At 70.0% G+C, this 17,785-nt stretch carries 19 protein-coding genes; 11 read left to right on the top strand and 8 right to left on the bottom strand.

Annotated elements, in window-relative coordinates; genetic code table 11:
- Positions 1-41: 41 nt before the first annotated feature.
- The 4 genes from AOZ06_RS36500 to AOZ06_RS36485 form a co-directional block, all read right to left on the bottom strand.
- Positions 42-794 carry an alpha/beta fold hydrolase gene (locus AOZ06_RS36500; protein WP_054293539.1) on the bottom strand — a complete coding sequence of 251 codons (753 nt, stop codon included), beginning with the start codon at positions 792-794 and terminating at the stop codon, positions 42-44.
- A 30-nt stretch (positions 795-824) separates the two neighbouring features.
- Positions 825-1,703, bottom strand: a complete 879-nt coding sequence (locus AOZ06_RS36495) for an NAD-dependent epimerase/dehydratase family protein (RefSeq protein ID WP_054293538.1) — start codon at positions 1,701-1,703, stop codon at positions 825-827.
- 119 nt (positions 1,704-1,822) lie between these two features.
- A complete protein-coding gene (locus AOZ06_RS36490) occupies positions 1,823-3,328 on the bottom strand; it encodes a sensor domain-containing diguanylate cyclase (protein WP_054293537.1) in 1,506 nt (501 codons plus the stop codon).
- Between the two features lie 15 nt (positions 3,329-3,343).
- Positions 3,344-4,519 carry an FIST signal transduction protein gene (locus tag AOZ06_RS36485; protein ID WP_054293536.1) on the bottom strand — a complete coding sequence of 392 codons (1,176 nt, stop codon included), beginning with the start codon at positions 4,517-4,519 and terminating at the stop codon, positions 3,344-3,346.
- Positions 4,520-4,850: 331 nt separating this feature from the next.
- On the opposite strand from AOZ06_RS36485, the gene uvrC reads away from it, so the two are divergent.
- The 6 genes from uvrC (at position 4,851) to AOZ06_RS59235 (ending at position 10,546) form a co-directional block, all read left to right on the top strand.
- The gene (gene uvrC, locus AOZ06_RS36480; RefSeq protein ID WP_054297185.1) at positions 4,851-6,815 is read left to right on the top strand and encodes an excinuclease ABC subunit UvrC; all 1,965 of its coding nucleotides are present in this window, start codon (positions 4,851-4,853) and stop codon (positions 6,813-6,815) included.
- Entirely contained in the window at positions 6,808-7,680 is an 873-nt protein-coding gene (gene rapZ / locus AOZ06_RS36475; protein WP_054293535.1) for an RNase adapter RapZ, read from the top strand. Before uvrC ends, rapZ begins: the two co-directional genes overlap by 8 nt.
- Complete coding sequence (locus AOZ06_RS36470; RefSeq protein WP_269465376.1) at positions 7,677-8,729, top strand: gluconeogenesis factor YvcK family protein; 1,053 nt, start codon at positions 7,677-7,679, stop codon at positions 8,727-8,729. The genes rapZ and AOZ06_RS36470 overlap by 4 nt, the downstream gene beginning before the upstream one ends.
- The gene (gene whiA / locus AOZ06_RS36465; RefSeq protein WP_033385886.1) at positions 8,720-9,706 is read left to right on the top strand and encodes a DNA-binding protein WhiA; all 987 of its coding nucleotides are present in this window, start codon (positions 8,720-8,722) and stop codon (positions 9,704-9,706) included. The genes AOZ06_RS36470 and whiA overlap by 10 nt, the downstream gene beginning before the upstream one ends.
- A 76-nt stretch (positions 9,707-9,782) precedes the next feature.
- Positions 9,783-9,971: a hypothetical protein gene (locus tag AOZ06_RS59240; RefSeq protein WP_218921841.1), complete on the top strand. Its 189-nt coding sequence runs from the start codon at positions 9,783-9,785 to the stop codon at positions 9,969-9,971.
- 110 nt (positions 9,972-10,081) lie between these two features.
- Positions 10,082-10,546, top strand: coding sequence for an LLM class oxidoreductase (locus AOZ06_RS59235; RefSeq protein ID WP_054293534.1), 465 nt, complete (start codon positions 10,082-10,084; stop codon positions 10,544-10,546).
- Here AOZ06_RS59235 and AOZ06_RS36455 read toward each other — a convergent pair.
- The 3 genes from AOZ06_RS36455 to AOZ06_RS36450 form a co-directional block, all read right to left on the bottom strand.
- On the bottom strand, positions 10,539-11,351 hold the full coding sequence (locus tag AOZ06_RS36455) for an alpha/beta fold hydrolase (RefSeq protein ID WP_054293533.1): 813 nt from the start codon (positions 11,349-11,351) through the stop codon (positions 10,539-10,541). The two genes, AOZ06_RS59235 and AOZ06_RS36455, sit on opposite strands and share 8 nt — an antisense overlap.
- Positions 11,352-11,360: 9 nt before the next feature.
- Positions 11,361-11,498, bottom strand: coding sequence for a hypothetical protein (locus AOZ06_RS58075; protein ID WP_169799027.1), 138 nt, complete (start codon positions 11,496-11,498; stop codon positions 11,361-11,363).
- Between the two features lie 190 nt (positions 11,499-11,688).
- Positions 11,689-12,135 carry a Rieske (2Fe-2S) protein gene (locus AOZ06_RS36450; RefSeq protein ID WP_063810174.1) on the bottom strand — a complete coding sequence of 149 codons (447 nt, stop codon included), beginning with the start codon at positions 12,133-12,135 and terminating at the stop codon, positions 11,689-11,691.
- A 201-nt stretch (positions 12,136-12,336) separates the two neighbouring features.
- Between AOZ06_RS36450 and gap the strand changes: the two genes are divergently transcribed.
- The 5 genes from gap (at position 12,337) to AOZ06_RS36425 (ending at position 16,134) form a co-directional block, all read left to right on the top strand.
- Positions 12,337-13,344 carry a type I glyceraldehyde-3-phosphate dehydrogenase gene (gene gap, locus AOZ06_RS36445; protein WP_054293532.1) on the top strand — a complete coding sequence of 336 codons (1,008 nt, stop codon included), beginning with the start codon at positions 12,337-12,339 and terminating at the stop codon, positions 13,342-13,344.
- 10 nt (positions 13,345-13,354) lie between these two features.
- On the top strand, positions 13,355-14,551 hold the full coding sequence (locus tag AOZ06_RS36440; protein WP_054293531.1) for a phosphoglycerate kinase: 1,197 nt from the start codon (positions 13,355-13,357) through the stop codon (positions 14,549-14,551).
- A 5-nt stretch (positions 14,552-14,556) separates the two neighbouring features.
- Positions 14,557-15,342, top strand: a complete 786-nt coding sequence (tpiA, locus tag AOZ06_RS36435) for a triose-phosphate isomerase (protein WP_054293530.1) — start codon at positions 14,557-14,559, stop codon at positions 15,340-15,342.
- A 135-nt stretch (positions 15,343-15,477) separates the two neighbouring features.
- Positions 15,478-15,711, top strand: a complete 234-nt coding sequence (gene secG, locus AOZ06_RS36430; protein ID WP_042196955.1) for a preprotein translocase subunit SecG — start codon at positions 15,478-15,480, stop codon at positions 15,709-15,711.
- An 81-nt stretch (positions 15,712-15,792) separates the two neighbouring features.
- Positions 15,793-16,134, top strand: a complete 342-nt coding sequence (locus AOZ06_RS36425; RefSeq protein WP_033385843.1) for an RNA polymerase-binding protein RbpA — start codon at positions 15,793-15,795, stop codon at positions 16,132-16,134.
- A gap of 123 nt (positions 16,135-16,257) precedes the next feature.
- Here the strand turns inward: AOZ06_RS36425 and AOZ06_RS36420 are convergent, their stop codons facing one another.
- Positions 16,258-17,469 (bottom strand): sensor histidine kinase, encoded by a 1,212-nt coding sequence (locus AOZ06_RS36420; protein ID WP_236951857.1) that lies wholly within the window; start codon positions 17,467-17,469, stop codon positions 16,258-16,260.
- Positions 17,470-17,785: the final 316 nt, after the last annotated feature.

The raw sequence follows: 17,785 nt of genomic DNA, 5'->3' as shown, positions 1-17,785 counted from the left end.
CTGACAGGGGAGCCGCGCCGGCGGCTCCCCTCCCGGCGAACTCAGCTGAGCAGGTCGGAGATCAGTTTCACCATGGCGCCGGGGTCTTCGACGTGCGCGTTGTGACCGAGGCCGGGCAGGACGACGGCGTTCTCGTCGACCTCGCGGACCTGCTCGGGACTGCACATCTGGTCCTGCTCACCCACCGCGAGCACGGTCTCCGCCTGGCTCGCGGCGAGCAGACCGGGCACGTCCGGCCGCCCCACCGCGAAAGTCCTCGGATCACAGGCCAGCCGCCACCCGTCGGGCGTCCCGACCAGGCCGAAGTCCACCCGCGAGTCCTCGACGTCGACCAAACCGCCGAGCCCGGACACCTTCAGGTACCGCTCGGCTGCCTCGGTGCGGCCCACGTAGAGCTTGTTCGGGCGCTCGGCGTAGGACTTCGCCCCCGACAGTTCCGCCGCCGACCACGCGACCTTGATGCCGAGGCCGCAGGCCCGGTCGACCGAGCCGCCGAACCAGCCGCTGGCCAGCGTCAACCCCAGCACACCGCCCAGCGAGTGGCCGAGGACGACCACGTGCTCCTCGTCGTCGATCAGTTCCACCAGCGCCGCCGCCATGTGCCCGAAGGTGTAGCGCGGCAGGTTCGCCGAACCGCCGTGACCTGGCAGATCAGGGGTGATCCAGCGGCACGGGCCGTTCGCCAGTTGCTCGTGCACGCCGTGCCAGACATCTCCCGTGGCACCCAAACCGTGCAACAGCAACACCACAGCGTCGCCCGAACCGCCACGCTGCACCCTCAGCCGGTCTCCCATCCGACGAATTTTGCCACAACGGATGTACCACTAGGGGGCCGGGAACCACTCCGGTGCCACAACCGGGCGTTCCGGTTTCCAGCCCGTCGTCTCCGTCAGCTTCGTGGACACGACCCGCTGCGAGCGCGCGAGGATCTTCATGAACCCGAACGCCAACGGCACCGTCCGCGCTTTGCGGGCACCGGCCTTCGCCGCGACCACCGCACCGAACTCGTGTTTGCGCAGCGGCGTCGCGCCGACGTTGTACACACCGGTCGGCGCGGCCAGCGCAGCCACCACCGCCGACCCGACGTCGTCGGGGTGCACAGGGGTGATCCAGCCGTCCTTCGAGCCGAAGTACGACGGACCGAAACCACTGGCGCCCTTGACGATCCACCGCGTCAGCGGCTCGTCGCCGTGCACGTTCGCGATCCGCAGCCGGACCGCGATCCGCCCGTCCCGCGCGAACCCCGCGACGGTGTCGTGCGCGACCACCGACGTCGCCGGCGGCCCGGTGAGGTCGAGCGCGGCTTCCTCGTCCAGTTCACGCTCGCCGCCGTCGGCGTACGCCAACGCGACCCCTTCCTGCACAAGGATGCCCACATCGGCCGCGGTCGCCGCGCGCACGAGAGCCTTGCTGCCCTCGACGCGGATCCGCCCGTTCTGCGCCCACGACGAGGACCGGATCAGCTTGCCACCGACGGGAACCCGCGTAGCCAGGTTGACGACGGCGTCGTGGCCCTGCAAGGCATCGGTCAGCTGCTCGACGTCGAACAGGTCCGCGACAACAGGTTCAGCACCGCGCTGCCGGACCACGGCGGCGCGTTCGTCGTTGCGCGCCAACCCGCTCACCCGATGACCAGCGGCGATCAGCTGCGGCACGGCGGCACCGCCCAACGTTCCAGTCGATCCGATCACAAGAACTCGCACGGGTGCCGTCCCTTCACACCGGGGATATCGGCCCCATGGTGAGCCGGGGAGACGAACGTGTCAGCCCCTGTCCAAACGCGTATCCACCCGCGTGGCCGGCACACGTCGTGCCGACCGCGTCAGTCCGCTGTCGGGAAGGACAGCAGCATCTCGTCGGTGAAGACTTCCAGCCGGCCGCGCCCGTTGCGCTTCGCCTGGTACATCGCGACATCCGCGCGACGCATCAGGTCGGCCGGGTCGGGCATGCCCGGTGTGCTCAACGCGATGCCGATACTGGCGTTCACGCGCAGGTGCCGCCCGGCGATCGGCATCGGCTCACCGATGGTCCGCAGGATCCGCTCGGCCACCCGGACGGCGTCCGCTGTCGTCGCGACGCCGTACAGCAGCACCGCGAACTCGTCGCCGCCGAACCGCGCGGCCACGTCCGTCGCGCGCAGCTGGGACTTCAACCTGCCCGCCGTGATGGCCAGCAGGTCGTCGCCCGCCGCGTGACCGAGGCTGTCGTTCACCGCTTTGAACCGGTCGAGGTCCATGAACAGCAACGCCACCCGCTTGCCCTCGTGCTCGGCCGCGCCAAGGCGCTTGGCCAGCTTCTCCAGGAACAGGCCTCGGCTGGCCAGCCCGGTCAGCGAGTCGTGGAAGGCCTGGTACATCCGGTCGACGGTGTTGGCGTCGGTCAGCGCCAGGCTCACGTGCTCGGCGAACGCCCGCAGGGTTTGCACGTCCGACGCGGTGTACCCGCGGGTCTGCTGGTGTGAGCCGACCATCAGGCTGCCGCTGACCGCGCCGCTGTCGTGCACGGGCGCGGCCATCGACGCGCACAGCCGCCCGTCGGTCAGTTCGGCGATCAGCGTCGAGGTCTCGGCGTAGCCGTGCAGCACCACCACGTCGTCGGTGATCATCGCCCGGCCCGCGGCGCCCGCCTCGGCCAGCGGGATGGTCGGGCGTTTGCGGGCGACCTCCGTGCGCAGTCCGACGTGTGCGACCAGCTTGGTGTCGTCGCTGTCCGGTGAGTCACGCAGCCACAGGCCGACGATCTCGTCGCCGAGCAGGTCCTGCGCCGCGCCGGTGATCATGTCGAGGATCTGGGCGAGCGGGCGGCGCCGCGAGATCGCGCGCTGGATGTCGAAGAGGTGCTCGACCAGCCGCTGGCGTTGCCGCAGCGACTTCAGCAACTCGGCGTTCTCGGCGGCCTGGCGTTCGCTGCGTTCCAACGTGCGCAGCATGGTCAGCGTCAGCTCCAGCAGCCGTGCCATCCCGCGCACCAGCGACTGTTCCTGGATGGTGAACGAGGCGTCCCACCTGGCCAGCAGCAGCGTGCCCGGATGTGTTCCGCCCCAGCGCGCGGTCACCGTCGGGCATTCGCCGACACCGGGGACCGTCAGCCTGTCCCGCCGCAGCCCCGCAACGGCGAGCAGGGCGTGCTCAGGCAGCTTCCCCGCTGGGAACCCGACCGATGCGACCACCCTGCCGCCCATCACGACCGCGGCGACCTCGGCCTCCAACGCCTGCGCCGCGCGTTCGACCGCGCCGCGCACGGCGGATTCCTCGTCCGGGTACGACGAGATCACCGCCAGCAGCTCCAGCAGCTGCTGGCCTTGCAGCCACCCGTCCTCTGTCGTCATCTCAGGAGTTCGGCCTCAGCTGATCGCCAGCACCGCGAGCGCCTGGTTGTGGAAGCCGTCGATGCCGCGGACGCGTGCGATCTCCCCGTACGTGTAGAAGCCCGCGAACGGCGCGGCCCGCGCCCACTTGGCGATCCGCTCGTTCTCCCATTTCATGCCTTCGTCACCGAGGACGGCGCGCAACGCCGCGCAGCTGAACGCGAGCAAGCCTACTGGTTCGCGGTCGCCGAGACCGGTCACCACCGTCTCGCACACGGTGTCGGTCGCCGCGAGCACGGTGTCCCGATCGCCTGTCATCGCCCACGTCAGCCCGCCGTGGTCGATCGCGGTGCCGCTGCCGATCGACCGGCCGTCCATGTCGATCTCGGTGGAGAGGTTGCGTGCCTCCACGCCGCTGCGCCGTTGCACGCCGAGCGGCCGGGACACCGCGAACTCCAGGAACGCCTGGCGGTCGACGTACGCCTCCGGCGGCGCGCCGAGCCGGTCGAGGTAGACGTCCAGCGCCGGCCGATCGTCCAATGTGTACACGCGGCCGTCCCGTGCGCCGGTGACGATCATCGGGTCGCCGGTCTTGCGCCAGCCGTGGCCGACCGCGACCGCGAGCGGCGCCTCCGAGGCGATCGTCACCGCGACCACCGAGTCGGTCAGCACCTTGTCGTCCCCGATGACGATGGTGTGCGCCATCCGCCAGCCGTCGCCCGCGGCGCCGCCGATCAGCGGCACGCCTGCGCCGACGATGCCGTAGATGCCGCGCAGAACGGCCTCCTGGTCGCGGATGCGGCCGTCGGTCAGCACCATCAGCACGTGGTGCGGCAGGTCCGCGCGGGCGCGCACCGCGCACTGCGCGGCCTCGGCGCCCGCTTCCCGTTGCCGCCCGGACACCGATTCGGCGACCGACGTGGTCACCTCGATCCCCGGTCCGCCGATGGCGGTCACCACCACGCTGCCGTCGGTCGGGCCGCCCGGTGCGATCTCGCCGTGCGTGGAACACCCGATGAGCGGGACATCCGGTACGGCGTCGCGGACGCCGGCGAGCACCTCGGCGGGGTCGTGGCTGATCGCGAACCAGACGATCAGGACCTTCGGGTCCGCGCCGGTGACCGCGGCAAGCGCCGCCTGGCCCGCTGCGGCCCGGCTGGCGGTGTCCGTGCTGCGTGCGACGCCCATCCATCGCCTGCCCGGCTCGATCATCGCGCCCTCCCGCAAGGCTCCAGCGCCAGGTGCTCACCGTAGTCGGCGGTGTGCCGCGCGTCGGTGGCGACCGGCCGGGTTACCCGATCGGAGTAGTGATCATTTCGGGTGACCCATCCGATGTCTGATCGGGTGACGCGCACAGCCCGTGCGCACTGCGCGGCGGAGGGATATGGCGGCGCTCACCCCGGGAACAGTGGAGGGTAATGTCGCGCCCGGCGGTGTCGACCGGTGCGTTCCGTGCCCGCGTTTTCCCCGCTCGTCCTGGCACGGGCAAGCCGCACCGGTGGTCACTCGACAGAGTGTCAGACCGAGCGCCTAGGCTTGTGTGGTGGCCGATCCGTCGACCGATCGTCGTGTGAGTTACCGTCCCGCGCCCGGAACCATCCCGGACGCTCCTGGCGTGTACAAATTCCGCGACTCCGGCGGTCGCGTGATCTACGTCGGCAAGGCCAAAAGCCTGCGCGGCAGGCTCAACTCCTACTTCGCGGACGTGTCCGGCCTGCACCCGCGCACGGCCCAGATGGTCACCACGGCGGCGTCGGTCGAGTGGACGGTGGTGGCCACCGAGGTCGAGGCGCTCCAGCTGGAATACAACTGGATCAAGGAGTTCGACCCGCGGTTCAACGTCCGCTACCGCGACGACAAGTCCTACCCGGTGCTGGCGGTCACCCTCAACGAGGAGTTCCCGAGGCTGCAGGTCTACCGCGGCGCCCGCCGCAAGGGCGTGCGCTACTTCGGTCCGTACGCGCACGCCTGGGCGCTGCGGGAGACGCTCGACGTCCTGCTCAGGGTGTTCCCGGCGCGCACGTGCAAGCCGGACGTGTTCCGCAGGCAGTCGCGGATCGGCAGGCCCTGCCTGCTCGGCGACATCGGCAAGTGCTCGGCGCCGTGCGTCGGGCGGGTGACCGCCGCGGAGCACCGCCGCATCGTCGAGGACTTCTGCGAGTTCTTCGCCGGCCGCACCGACGTGATGATGCGCCGCCTGGAGAAGGAGATGCAGGAGGCGGCCGCGGAGCTGGAGTTCGAGCGGGCCGCGCGGCTGCGTGACGACCTCGGCGCGCTCAAGCGGGCGATGGAGAAGCAGGCCGTCGTGCTCGGTGACGGCGCGGACGCGGACGTCGTGGCCTTCGCGCAGGACGACCTCGAAGCGGCCGTGCAGGTCTTCCACGTACGCGGCGGGCGGGTGCGCGGCCAGCGCGGCTGGGTGATCGAGAAACCGGAGTCGACCGGCACGGCCGGTCTCGTCGACCAGTTCCTCAGCCAGTTCTACGGCGACCAGGCCAGCTCGGACGAACCGGTGGACGCCTCGGCCGAGTCGGTGGAGACGGCGGTGCCGCGCGAGGTCCTCGTGCCCGAACTGCCCGACGACGCGCCCGCGATCGCCGAGTGGCTCAGCGCGCTGCGCGGTTCCCGTGTGCAACTGCGGGTTCCGCAGCGCGGCGACAAGCGCGCGCTGATGGAGACCGTGGAGCGCAACGCCAAAGAGGCCTTCGTCCAGCACAAGCTCAAGCGCGCCGGTGACCTGACGGCCCGGTCGGCGGCGTTGCAGGACCTGCAGGACCAGCTCGGCCTGGACACGGCGCCGCTGCGGATCGAGTGCATCGACATCAGCCACACCCAGGGCATGGACGTGGTCGCCTCGCTGGTGGTGTTCGAGGACGGCCTGCCGCGCAAGTCCGAGAACCGCCGGTTCGCCATCCGCGAGGCCGAGGGCGACGTGGCGTCCATCGCCGAGGTCGTCCGCCGCCGGTTCGCCAGGATGCTCAGCGAGACCGCGCCGGACGGGTCCACGCCGGGCATCGACCCCGTGACGGGCAGGCCCAAGAAGTTCGCGTACCCGCCGAACCTGCTCGTGGTCGACGGTGCCGGGCCGCAGGCCAACGCCGCCGCCGACGTGCTCACCGGGATGGGCATCCAGGACGTCGCGGTGATCGGCATCGCCAAGCGGCTCGAAGAGGTGTGGCTGCCCGCCGAGAGCGACCCGTACATCCTGCCGCGCAACAGCGAGGCGATGTTCCTGCTGCAGCGGGTGCGGGACGCGGCGCACGACTTCGCGATCAGGTACCACCGCGAGAAGCGGGCCAAGCGGATGACCACGTCGGCGCTCGACGAGGTGCCCGGCCTCGGCGAGGTCAGGAAAACCGCGTTGATCAAGCACTTCGGCTCGCTGAAACGGCTGCGCGCGGCGAGTATCGACGAGATCAGCGAGGTGCCCGGCGTGGGCAGGCACACCGCGCAGGCCGTCGCGGCGGCACTCGTGCGTGACAGGGACAAAGAGGGGAACGATGTCTGAATCCGGGATCGAAGTGGCGGTGGTGACCGGCCTGTCCGGCGCGGGCCGCAGCACGGCGGCCAAGTGCCTGGAGGACCTCGGCTGGTTCGTCGTCGACAACCTGCCGCCGGAGCTGATCGCGACCATGGTCGAGCTCGGCGTGCAGGCGCGTGGCGCGATTACCAAGGTCGCGGTCGTGATGGACGTGCGCAGCCGCGCGTTCACCGAGGACCTGTCGTCGGTGATCAAGGACCTGGACAACCGCGGGTACAAGCCGCGCGTGCTGTTCCTCGAAGCGACCGACGAGCTGCTGATCCGGCGGTTCGAGCACGTCCGCCGCGGCCACCCGATGCAGGGCGACGGCAGGCTGATCGACGGCATCAAGGCCGAGCGGCACCTGCTGACGCCGTTGCGCGAGGAAGCCGACCTGATCCTGGACACCACCTCGCTGTCGGTGCACCAGCTGCGCGCCAAGATCGAGGACGCGTTCGGCGGCGCGGAGGAGATGCAGACCCGCGTGACGGTGTTGTCGTTCGGCTACAAGTACGGCCTGCCGATGGACTCCGACCTGGTGATGGACGTCCGGTTCCTGCCGAACCCGTTCTGGATCCCCGAGCTGCGCGAGCAGACCGGGCTGGACAACGAGGTCCGCAACTACGTGCTGACCCAGGAGGGCGCCGAGGACTTCCTCGAGCGCTACCACGAGCTGCTCCGGCTGATCGGCGCCGGATACCGCCGTGAGGGCAAGCGGTACCTCACCCTGGCCATCGGCTGCACCGGCGGCAAGCACCGCAGTGTGGCGATGTCCGAAGAGCTGGCGACGAGGTTGTCCAAAGAGGACGGTGTAGCGGTGAAGGTCGTGCACCGGGATTTGGGGCGCGAGTGAGAAGTGGGTCCACGGGGCCGGCGCTGGACAGCCCGCGGGTGGTCGCGCTCGGCGGTGGTCACGGCCTGCACGCCACGCTCGGCGCGCTGCGCGAGATCACCCCGCACGTGACAGCCGTGGTCACCGTCGCGGACGACGGCGGCTCCTCGGGCCGGTTGCGCCGGGAACTGGGCATGCTCCCACCCGGCGACCTGCGCAAGGCGTTGGTCGCCCTCGCGGGCGCCGACGACAACGCCAAGCTGTGGAACTCGGTGTTCCAGCACCGCTTCGGCGGCACGGGCGCGCTGGCCGGGCACGCGATCGGCAACCTGGTGCTGTCCGGCCTGATCGAGGTGCTCGGCGACCCGGTCGCCGCGCTCGACGAAGCCGCGCGGATGCTCGGCATCACCGGCCGGGTGCTGCCGATGTCGTGCGAGCCGCTGGACATCGAGGCCGACGTGGAAGGCCTCGACGAGGACCCGGCGGCGGTCCGCCGCATCCGCGGCCAGGTGGCCGTGGCCACGACACCCGGCCGGGTCAGGCGCATCGGCGTGCAGACCAGCACCGGGGATGTGCCGACCGCATGTCCGGAGGCACTGGCCGCGGTCCGTTCGGCGGACCTGGTGGTGCTCGGCCCGGGGTCGTGGTTCACCAGCGTGCTGCCGCACCTGCTGGTACCGGAGCTGCACCGTGCGCTTGTCGAGACGAAAGCGACACGTGTGGTCGTTCTCAACCTTGTACCGCAACCGGGTGAGACGGCAGGGTTCTCACCTGAGCAACATCTGGACGTACTCTGCGAGCACGCTCCAGAGCTCCGTGTGGACGCGGTCGTCGCCGACGCGAACGCGGTGCCGACGCCGGACCGGCTGCGGACTGCCGCTGCCGCGCTCGGCGCGCGGGCGCACCTGGCACCGGTGGCGACACCGGGGGCGCCGGATCGTCACGATCCGGGCGCGCTCGCGCGGAGTTTGAGGCACGCGTTAGCCGGAACGACGAGCGTGGGCGGCCAGGAGATGGTGGGATACGCGGGGCGCGAGCCCGGCGGGGGAGAGGAGGACACGTGGCGATGACCGCGGCAGTCAAGGACGAGCTCAGCAGACTGGCTGTGTCCAAGACATGCTGTCGCCGTGCGGAAGTGTCCTCCCTGCTTCGTTTCGCGGGTGGGTTGCACATCGTCGGCGGCCGCGTCGTTGTCGAAGCCGAACTGGACACCGGTTCGGCGGCGAGACGACTGCGCAAGGAGATCCACGAGCTCTACGGCCACCACGCCGACGTGCACGTGATCACGTCCGGTGGCCTGCGCAAAGGCACCAGGTACGTGGTGCGCGTCGTGAAGGACGGTGACGGGCTGGCCAGGCAGACGGGCCTGCTCGACCCGCGCGGCCGTCCCGTGCGCGGACTGCCCGCGGCCGTGGTGTCCGGCGGCGTCTGCGACGCTGAAGCCGCGTGGCGTGGCGCCTTCCTCGCGCACGGTTCGCTGACCGAGCCCGGCCGGTCCTCCGCGCTCGAGGTCACGTGCCCGGGGCCGGAAGCGGCGCTGGCGCTGGTCGGCGCCGCCCGCAGGCTCGGCATCCAGGCCAAGTCGCGTGAGGTGCGCGGCGCGGACCGGGTCGTCATCCGCGACGGTGACGCGATCGGCGCGCTGCTGACCAGGCTCGGCGCGCACTCCTCCGTGCTGGCCTGGGAAGAGCGCCGGATGCGCCGCGAGGTCCGCGCGACGGCCAACCGCCTGGCGAACTTCGACGACGCGAACCTCCGCCGCTCCGCCCGCGCCGCCGTCGCCGCGGCTGCCCGCGTGCAGCGCGCGATGGAGATCCTCGGCCCCGAGGCGCCGGAACACCTGACTGCGGCGGGCAAGCTCCGCCTGGCCAACCGGCAGGCGTCACTGGAGGAACTCGGCCAGCTCGCCGAGCCCCCGATGACCAAGGACGCCGTCGCCGGCCGGATCCGCCGCCTGCTCGCCATGGCCGACAAGCGCGCGAAGGACCTCGGCCTGCCGCCGACCGAGTCGGCGGTCACCGCGGAGATGCTGGAGGAAGAGGTCTAGCCCGGCGGAGATCCAGCTCCCACCTCTCGTGCTGTCCTGTGTGGACAGGTGGGCTCGGTTCGTCCGTGGTGGACGCGTGGAGTTGACCTGGAGCGCGCTCCAGGCGATGTGTCGTCGGGACGGGGCACACGGCAGAAGAGGCGGTGGCGAAGTGCGGCTCGGCATGCACATCACCAGGTTCGACCAGCCCGCCGGTGAGCTGCGCGACGAGCTGGCGGCGACGGCCGATGCCGTGGAAGCGGCCGGGCCGGCTGGATCTCGGTGATGGACCACTACTTCCAGATGGGAACACGACGGCGGGCGCGGAAGCGGCCATGCCCGAGGCGTACGCCACGCTCAGCTTCCTCGCCGCGCACGCCTCGTCGGTGCGGCTCGGTGCGCTGGTCACAGCTCGCGGAGACCCTCTGCGTCCCCCAGCCGATCAGCTCACCGCGGCCGCGGATCATGATCGGCGGCGGTGGCGAGCGCAAGACGTTGCGGCTGGTCGCGCGGTACGCCGACGAGTGCAACCTCTTCTTCCAGCTCGGCCTCGACGAGATCAGGCGCAAGCTGGACGTGCTGCGTGTGCACTGCGAGGCCGTCGGCCGTGACTGCGGCACGGTCGGCAGGACGACCGCCGGCGCCGGTGAATCGCTCAGCGGCGCCGGGCTGGACGCGTTCACCACGCAGATGTCCCAGTACGCCAAGATCGGCGTGGACACCGTGATCCTGGTGCCCCGGCGGGCGTACGCCCGTCCGAGTGGGTGCGGGAGCACATCGGCCCCGCCGCCCAGCGCTCACCGCCCTCAGCTGGCGCGACCACTGCGGCCTTTGTCGCGTGGGCACGGCTCGGTCAGGTGAGGAACTTGTCGGCCACTGCCCGGAATTCGCTGGGCCGTTCGACCCACGGGTAGTGGCCGCAGTCGTCGATCACCGCGACCTCGCCGTTTCCGAACAGGTCCGCCAACGCGACCACCGGGGCCAAGCCGGTGAGGCAGTCCTTGGCACCGGCCACGACCATGACCGGGGCGGTCACCGCGTCCAGGCGTGCGGCCAGGTCGTCCGGTGGCGCGACGCTGAAGAACGCCTCCCCGGCGGCCAGGGCGAACCGGCCCGTTCGCGCGTGCCGCTGCTCGTTCTCGGTCCACGCCGCGTAGCTGACCGGGGCCATCGCCAGCGCCCACGCGTTGTACGCGTCCTCAGTGGACAGGTCCGGTCCGGATTCGAACACGGCGATCGCGGCGTCGAGCACCGGGTCGCCGCGGCGGGCGTCGATCAGCGCGGGCGCGTCCGAGGGCACGGCGACGAGATACGCGGCGGGCGGGGTGATCAGCAGCAGGCGTTCCACGCGCTCCGGGTACTGCGCCGCGTACGAGATCGTCAACCTGGTGCCCGCGGAGTGCGCCGCGATCGTCAGGCGTTCCAGCCCGAGGTGCTCACGCAGCGACTCGATGTCCGCGGCCTGCTCCCAGTACGACGCCCGGCCTGCCAGCGGTGACCCGCCGACGCCACGCAGGTGCGGCACGAGCAGACCGGAAAGCCCGGCGAGGTCCCCGAGATAACTCGGATGCCTCGCCGCGCCGCCCGCGAGCGTGACAACCGGACCGCCGTCCCCCAGGACGTCGTAGTGCAACGAAACACCGTCAGCGGCTTGGTATGTAGGCACACCCGGACCTTAGCGCCGGGAATCCGGCCACCACGGGCTCGGTCCGACGATCTTGGACGTCGGCTGGTCGGGATGCAGTCCCAGCCTGCGCAGCGCGTCCGCGCGGACCCAGATGGCGCACCGGCACTGCCCGCCCACGACGCTCATCAAGTCGATGCGGACCTCGTGGTCGCCGAACGGCTGCCAGTCGATGCCGCGGTCACGCAGTCAACCGGACATCATGACGGGAAACCGGTGCTGACTGTCGTTCCTGAACGACATGATGCGCAACCACTCCATGGCCACGAGAATAACGCCGTGTGCCGCTGGGCACACGGCGTTTTCACTGAGGGGAGACCTACGCGGTGACGATCGAGTCGCCCTCGATCTTCACGGCGACAGCGGTCAGGCCGGTCGTGGCGGGGCCTTTCTTCATCGCGCCGGTCGACGCGTCGAACACGCTGCCGTGGCCGGGACACGTGATCGTGCCGCCCTTCGGCGGGCTGACGGCCACACCGGCGTGCGGGCAGACGGGGTCGAAGCCGCGCACTTCGGTCTCGCTCGACCGCACCAGCAGGACCTTGCCAGGTCCGCCGTTGACGATCTTGCCGCTGCCGACGGGTACGTCGGACAACTTGGCCAACGCGGTGGCGCCGCCACTCGAACCACCGCTCGTGGCGCCGCCGTTGGCGGGTGGCGCGGCTGGTGGCGGGGTGTCAGCGGACGAGCAGGCGGCGAGCGAGACCGGCGCGACCAGACCGGCTAGCAGGCCGCACACGACAGTGCGGCGAGTGGGGTCCGGCAAAACAAGCCTCCAAGGTGGTGGGAAGGACTGGAGCCCGGGTTCTCACCCGAAGATCACGCCGCCGGAATATATCCGGTTCAACCATCCGGGTTCTGATTCGATAAAGTGACCTGGTCGGCACTGTGGCAATGGCGCCAGGACCAGGGCAGTAGTGTTGGTTCGCCCGACTCACCCCTGACAGCACGAACAGAGGAGCACACCGTGACGGTCCGAGTAGGTGTCAACGGCTTCGGTCGGATCGGCCGGAACTTCTGGCGAGCCGTTGAGGCGAGCGACCACGACATCGAGATCGTGGCGTTCAACGACCTGGGCGACGTCGCCACCATGGCTCACCTCCTGAAGTACGACAGCATCCTCGGCCGTCTCCCGTACGACGTGAGCGTGTCCGACGAGGGCATCGTCGTCGACGGGAAGACCATCAAGGCGCTGGCCGAGCGCGACCCCGGCAAGCTGCCGTGGAAGGACCTCGGCGTGGACGTCGTGGTCGAGTCCACCGGCTTCTTCACCAACGCCGCCGACGCGCGCAAGCACGTCGACGAGGGTGGCGCCAAGAAGGTCATCATCTCCGCCCCGGCCAAGGGCGAGGACCTGACGGTCGTCCTCGGCGCGAACGAGGGCAAGTACGACGGCTCGCAGACCGTCATCTCCAACGCGTCCTGCACCACCAACTGCCTCGCGCCGCTGGCCAAGGTCCTGCACGACACGTTCACCGTCGAGCGCGGCCTGATGACCACCATCCACGCGTACACGCAGGACCAGAACCTGCAGGACGCCCCGCACAAGGACCTGCGCCGCGCCCGCGCCGCCGCGCTGAACGTCGTGCCGACGTCCACCGGTGCCGCCAAGGCCATCGGCCTGGTGCTGCCGGAGCTGCAGGGCAAGCTGGACGGCTACGCGCTGCGCGTGCCCGTGCCCACCGGCTCGGCCACCGACCTCACGGTCAACGTCGGCCGCGACACCACGGTGGACGAGGTCAACGCCGCGTTCAAGGCCGCCGCCGACGGCGCGCTGAAGGGCATCCTGCGCTACAACACGGACCCGATCGTGTCGGCCGACATCGTCACCGACCCGGCGTCCTGCATCTTCGACGCCCCGCTGACCAAGGTCATCGGCAACCAGGTCAAGGTTGTCGGCTGGTACGACAACGAGTGGGGTTACTCCAACCGCCTCGCGGACCTGGTCACCCTGGTCGCCTCGAAGATCGGCTGAACACGACACCATGAAGACCCTGGCTGATTTGCTGGCCGAGGGTGTGTCGGGTCGGCGCGTGCTCGTGCGCGCCGACCTGAACGTCCCTCTGGACGGCGAGACGATCACCGACGACGGCCGCGTGCGTGCCTCACTGCCCACACTCCAGCAGCTCACGGCCGCGGGCGCCCGTGTCGTCGTCGCCGCCCACCTGGGCCGCCCCAAGGGCGAGCCGGACCCGAAGTTCTCCCTCAAGCCGGTCGCCAAGCGCCTCGGTGAGCTGCTCGGCAGCGAGGTCAAGCTCGCCGCCGACGTCACCGGCGAGTCCGCCAAGGCCACTGTCGAGTCGCTGGCCGACGGCGAGGTCGCGCTGCTGGAGAACATCCGCTTCGACGCGCGCGAGACGAGCAAGGACGAGGCCGCGCGCGGCGCGCTGGCCGACGAGCTCGCGGCCTTCGCGGACGCGTTCGTCTCCGACGGCTTCGGTGTCGTGCACCGCAAGCAGGCGTCGGTGTACGACGTGGCCAAGCGTCTCCCGCGCTACGCGGGTGGCCTGGTGCTCGCCGAGGTCGAGGTGCTGCGCAAGCTCACGGACGACACCGATCGCCCGTATGTCGTCGTGCTCGGCGGTGCGAAGGTGTCCGACAAGCTCGGCGTCATCGCCAACCTGCTGACGAAGGTCGACCGGCTGCTGATCGGTGGCGGCATGGCGTACACGTTCCTCAAGGCCCAGGGGCACGAGGTCGGTCAGTCGCTGCTCCAGGCCGACCAGCTCGACCAGGTCAAGGGCTTCCTCGACGAGGCCGCCAAGCGCGGTGTCGACCTCGTGCTGCCGGTGGACGTGCTGGCCGCGACGGAGTTCGCGCCGGACGCGCCGCACGAGGTCGTCGCGGCGGACGCGATCCCGGCCGACCGGCAGGGCCTGGACATCGGCCCCGAGTCGCGTGAGCTGTTCGCCTCGAAGCTGGCCGACGCGGCCACCGTGTTCTGGAACGGCCCGATGGGCGTGTTCGAGTTCGAGGCGTTCTCCGGCGGCACCCGCGCGGTGGCGCAGGCGCTGGTGGACGGCAAGTCGTTCAGCGTCGTCGGCGGCGGCGACTCGGCCGCGGCCGTGCGGCAGCTCGGCCTGCCCGAGGACGGTTTCTCGCACATCTCGACCGGCGGCGGGGCGTCGCTGGAATTCCTCGAGGGCAAAGAACTGCCCGGCGTCCAGGTTCTGGAGGACTGACAAGCATGGCCCGCACGCCGCTGATCGCAGGCAACTGGAAGATGAACCTCAACCACCTCGAGGCCATCGCACTGGTGCAGAAGATCGCTTTCTCGCTGCCGGAGAAGTACTACGCCAAGGTCGAGGTCGCGGTCCTGCCGCCGTTCACCGCGATCCGCGCCGTGCAGAACGTGATCGAGGGCGACAAGCTCCAGATCAAGCACGGGGCCCAGGACGTGGCCCCGCACGACTCGGGCGCGTACACCGGTGACATCTCCGGCCCGATGCTGGCCAAGCTCGGCTGCCAGTACGTCGTGGTCGGGCACTCCGAGCGCCGCGAGTACCACGAGGAAAGCGACGAGCTGATCAACAAGAAGGTCAAGCAGGCCATCAAGCACGGCATCACGCCCATCCTGTGCGTCGGCGAGAAGCTCGACGTGCGCGAGGCGGCCGGGCACGTGGCGCACTGCAACGACCAGCTCGTCGCCGACCTCAAAGGCCTCAAGGCCGAGCAGGTCGCCAAGGTCGTGATCGCCTACGAGCCGGTGTGGGCCATCGGCACCGGCAAGGTGGCCACCCCCGCTGACGCGCAGGAAGTGTGCGGTGCGCTGCGCAAACAGCTGGAGGAGAAGTACGGCGCCGAGGTCGCGGGTTCGGTGCGCGTGCTCTACGGCGGCTCGGTCAAGTCGGGCAACATCTCCGACCTGATCGCGCAGCCCGACGTCGACGGCGCGTTGGTCGGCGGCGCGAGCCTGGACGGCGAGGAATTCACGAAGCTTTCCGCGATGGCCGCGGGCGGACCCTTCGTGTAAGTGACAAAATCGGGAACCCCGCATCGGGTTCGCGTGTTTACGTAACACAAGTGTTGGGTCTTTGCACGGCCCGTGGTCAAAGCGGGACACGTACGAGGTAACCTGTGAGTCCTGCCGTGCGACAGCGAGGATGAAATGGAACTGGCTCTTAAAATCGGTTTGGTCGCCACGAGCGTGCTCTTGATCCTCCTGGTGCTGCTGCACCGCGGCCGTGGCGGTGGTCTGTCGTCGCTGTTCGGTGGCGGTATGCAGTCGAGCCTGTCGGGGTCGAGCGTGGTCGAGAAGAACCTCGACCGGGCCACGCTGGTGGTCGGTGTCATCTGGCTGATCTGCATCGTCGGGCTCGGGTTGCTGATCAAGATCGCGTGAGCGCCTGCACGCTGGGGACGTACGAGTGTTCGCCGATCAATCATTGCGGGATTGCCGTGTGCGATGGGGGTGTGAGGGCCGATGGCTGGTGGTAACGCGATCCGGGGTACCCGGGTCGGCGCTGGACCTATGGGCGAATCGGAACGCGGTGAGTCCGCTCCGCGTCGCCGAGTGTCCTACTGGTGTGCGAACGGGCACGAGTCCCGTCCGTCGTTCGCGGTCGACGCGGAGGAGCCGGAGTCGTGGGACTGCCCGCGCTGTGGCCTGCCGGGTGGTCGTGACCAGCAAGCGCCGCCCAACGCGCCTCGGAACGAGCCGTACAAGACTCACCTGGCGTACGTCAAGGAGCGCAGGTCGGACGCTGACGGCGAGGCGATCCTCGCCGAGGCGCTGGCCAAGCTCCGCGCACAGCGCGAGGGCTGAGCACAGACTCGTGAGTGTTCTGTCCGGTTAGAACCGTACGGCCGAACCGCTCACGACACGCGAACCAGCGCGGCTGGCAAGAGTGTCGTGAGCGGTTCGGCCGGTTCTAACCGGCCAAAACACTCACGAGGTGTCCATTGGGTAGGTGACGCAGACGCGGAACCCGCCGTCCGGGGTGTGCCCGGCGTGGAAGGTGCCGCCGAGCAGCGCCGCCCGTTCCCGCACCCCGAGCAGGCCGTGCCCGCCGGACGGGAGCCTGCCGGAGTGCGCCATCTCGGGGTCGGCCTCGTCGTTGACCACTTCGACGATCAGCGCCGAACCGCACGGGAACACGCGGATCATGGCTTTGGCGCCGGGCGAGTGCTTGTGGATGTTGGTCAGCGACTCCTGCACTGTCCGGTACGCCGCACGCGAGACCGCGGGCGGCACGAAGTCGGGCACCTTCTGCTCGGCCAGTTCGACCGGGACCTCGGAGTTGCGCAGCAGCTGCGGCAGCTCCTCCAGGCCGGGGTGCACGCCGTCGTCGACCGCGCCGGATCGCAGCACCCCGACCAGGTCACGCAGTTCGTCCAGGGTGCGTTTGCTGAGCTGCCTGATCGTGTTGGCGCCTTGCCGCGATTCCTCGTCGTGCGCGGAGACCGCGAGCGCTCCCGCCTGCATGGCGATCAACGTGACCTGGTGGGACACGACGTCGTGCATCTCGCGGGCGAGGCTGGCCCGCTCGGCGGAGCGGATGGTCTGCTCGTGCAGCCGCTGTTCTCGTTCGCGGCTCTCGGCCAGGTCGGCCAGCCGGTCCGACAGCTGCTTGCGCAGTGCCATCAGCAGGCCGAGGGCGATCGGCATGCCGGCCATCAGCACGCCGTAGATGCCGCGCAGGATGTGCTGGCGCCAGCTCAGGTCGGCGAAGTCGGGCAACGGCCACAGCACGTACCGGGACGCGAACACCAGCGCTCCGGCGGCCATCGTCTGCCACATCCACAGCTTTCGCCGCGCCAGGGTGAACAGCGCGATCATCGCCGCGATCTGGGCCCAGCCCGCGAGGAAACCGGGGATGGTGACCAGTACGGCCAGGAACGGGAACCGTCTGCGTAAGACCAGGGCGGCGCAGGCGATGCCGGACAGCACGATCGAGTACGGCTGCGCCTTGCTGGGGATCACCAGCCAGACGTCGAGCACCGCGACGACGACCGCCAGGGCGTCGAGAGCGATACCCCTCGCGGTCGGATGGCGGTGGATCCGTTTGAAGCGGTCGAGGTTGGCGTATGGATTTCGGGCGCGCGTGACCTGGTGGGCCACTTCCCCCGCGTGCCCGGTTGTCAAAGTGTGCGTGACCACCGTGGAACCCCTTGGCTTGGCCTGCGTGTCCTCATAACTCGGCAATGGCTGGCTGTCCCCGGTCGCCGTTGACCCGGTGGGGGAGCCGTTTCGCTGCCGGGGAACATCACTCGGGCTTGTGGCCCCGCCATGCTCCTCGGCCGGCCGGTGTCTTTGTCGTGGCATGTGGCTCGGCCTCTCTGACGAAAGGGAGTGGGGTGTACGCCCTCCGTCACCCTGTTAAGACAGTCCGATCCTCGAACGCGGACGCCCGGTCGGCAAGGAATGTGCAAACGCACATTCTTCATGGACGAACGTCGGTAGCGCGCGTTGTGCG

The organism is Kibdelosporangium phytohabitans (assembly GCF_001302585.1).
Lineage (GTDB): Bacteria > Actinomycetota > Actinomycetes > Mycobacteriales > Pseudonocardiaceae > Kibdelosporangium > Kibdelosporangium phytohabitans.
The sequence above is the reverse complement of the archived record's forward strand: the minus strand, read 5'-3'. Positions and strand labels throughout refer to the sequence as shown.

Coding starts and splice junctions, on each gene's coding strand:
- AOZ06_RS36440 (WP_054293531.1), top strand. CDS start 13,355: ATGAAGACCCTGGCTGATTTGCTGGCCGAGGGTGTGTCGGGTCGGCGC.
- AOZ06_RS36500 (WP_054293539.1), bottom strand. CDS start 794: ATGGGAGACCGGCTGAGGGTGCAGCGTGGCGGTTCGGGCGACGCTGTG.
- AOZ06_RS36425 (WP_033385843.1), top strand. CDS start 15,793: ATGGCTGGTGGTAACGCGATCCGGGGTACCCGGGTCGGCGCTGGACCT.
- secG (WP_042196955.1), top strand. CDS start 15,478: ATGGAACTGGCTCTTAAAATCGGTTTGGTCGCCACGAGCGTGCTCTTG.
- tpiA (WP_054293530.1), top strand. CDS start 14,557: ATGGCCCGCACGCCGCTGATCGCAGGCAACTGGAAGATGAACCTCAAC.
- AOZ06_RS36490 (WP_054293537.1), bottom strand. CDS start 3,328: ATGACGACAGAGGACGGGTGGCTGCAAGGCCAGCAGCTGCTGGAGCTG.
- AOZ06_RS58075 (WP_169799027.1), bottom strand. CDS start 11,498: ATGAGCGTCGTGGGCGGGCAGTGCCGGTGCGCCATCTGGGTCCGCGCG.
- AOZ06_RS36485 (WP_054293536.1), bottom strand. CDS start 4,519: ATGATCGAGCCGGGCAGGCGATGGATGGGCGTCGCACGCAGCACGGAC.
- rapZ (WP_054293535.1), top strand. CDS start 6,808: ATGTCTGAATCCGGGATCGAAGTGGCGGTGGTGACCGGCCTGTCCGGC.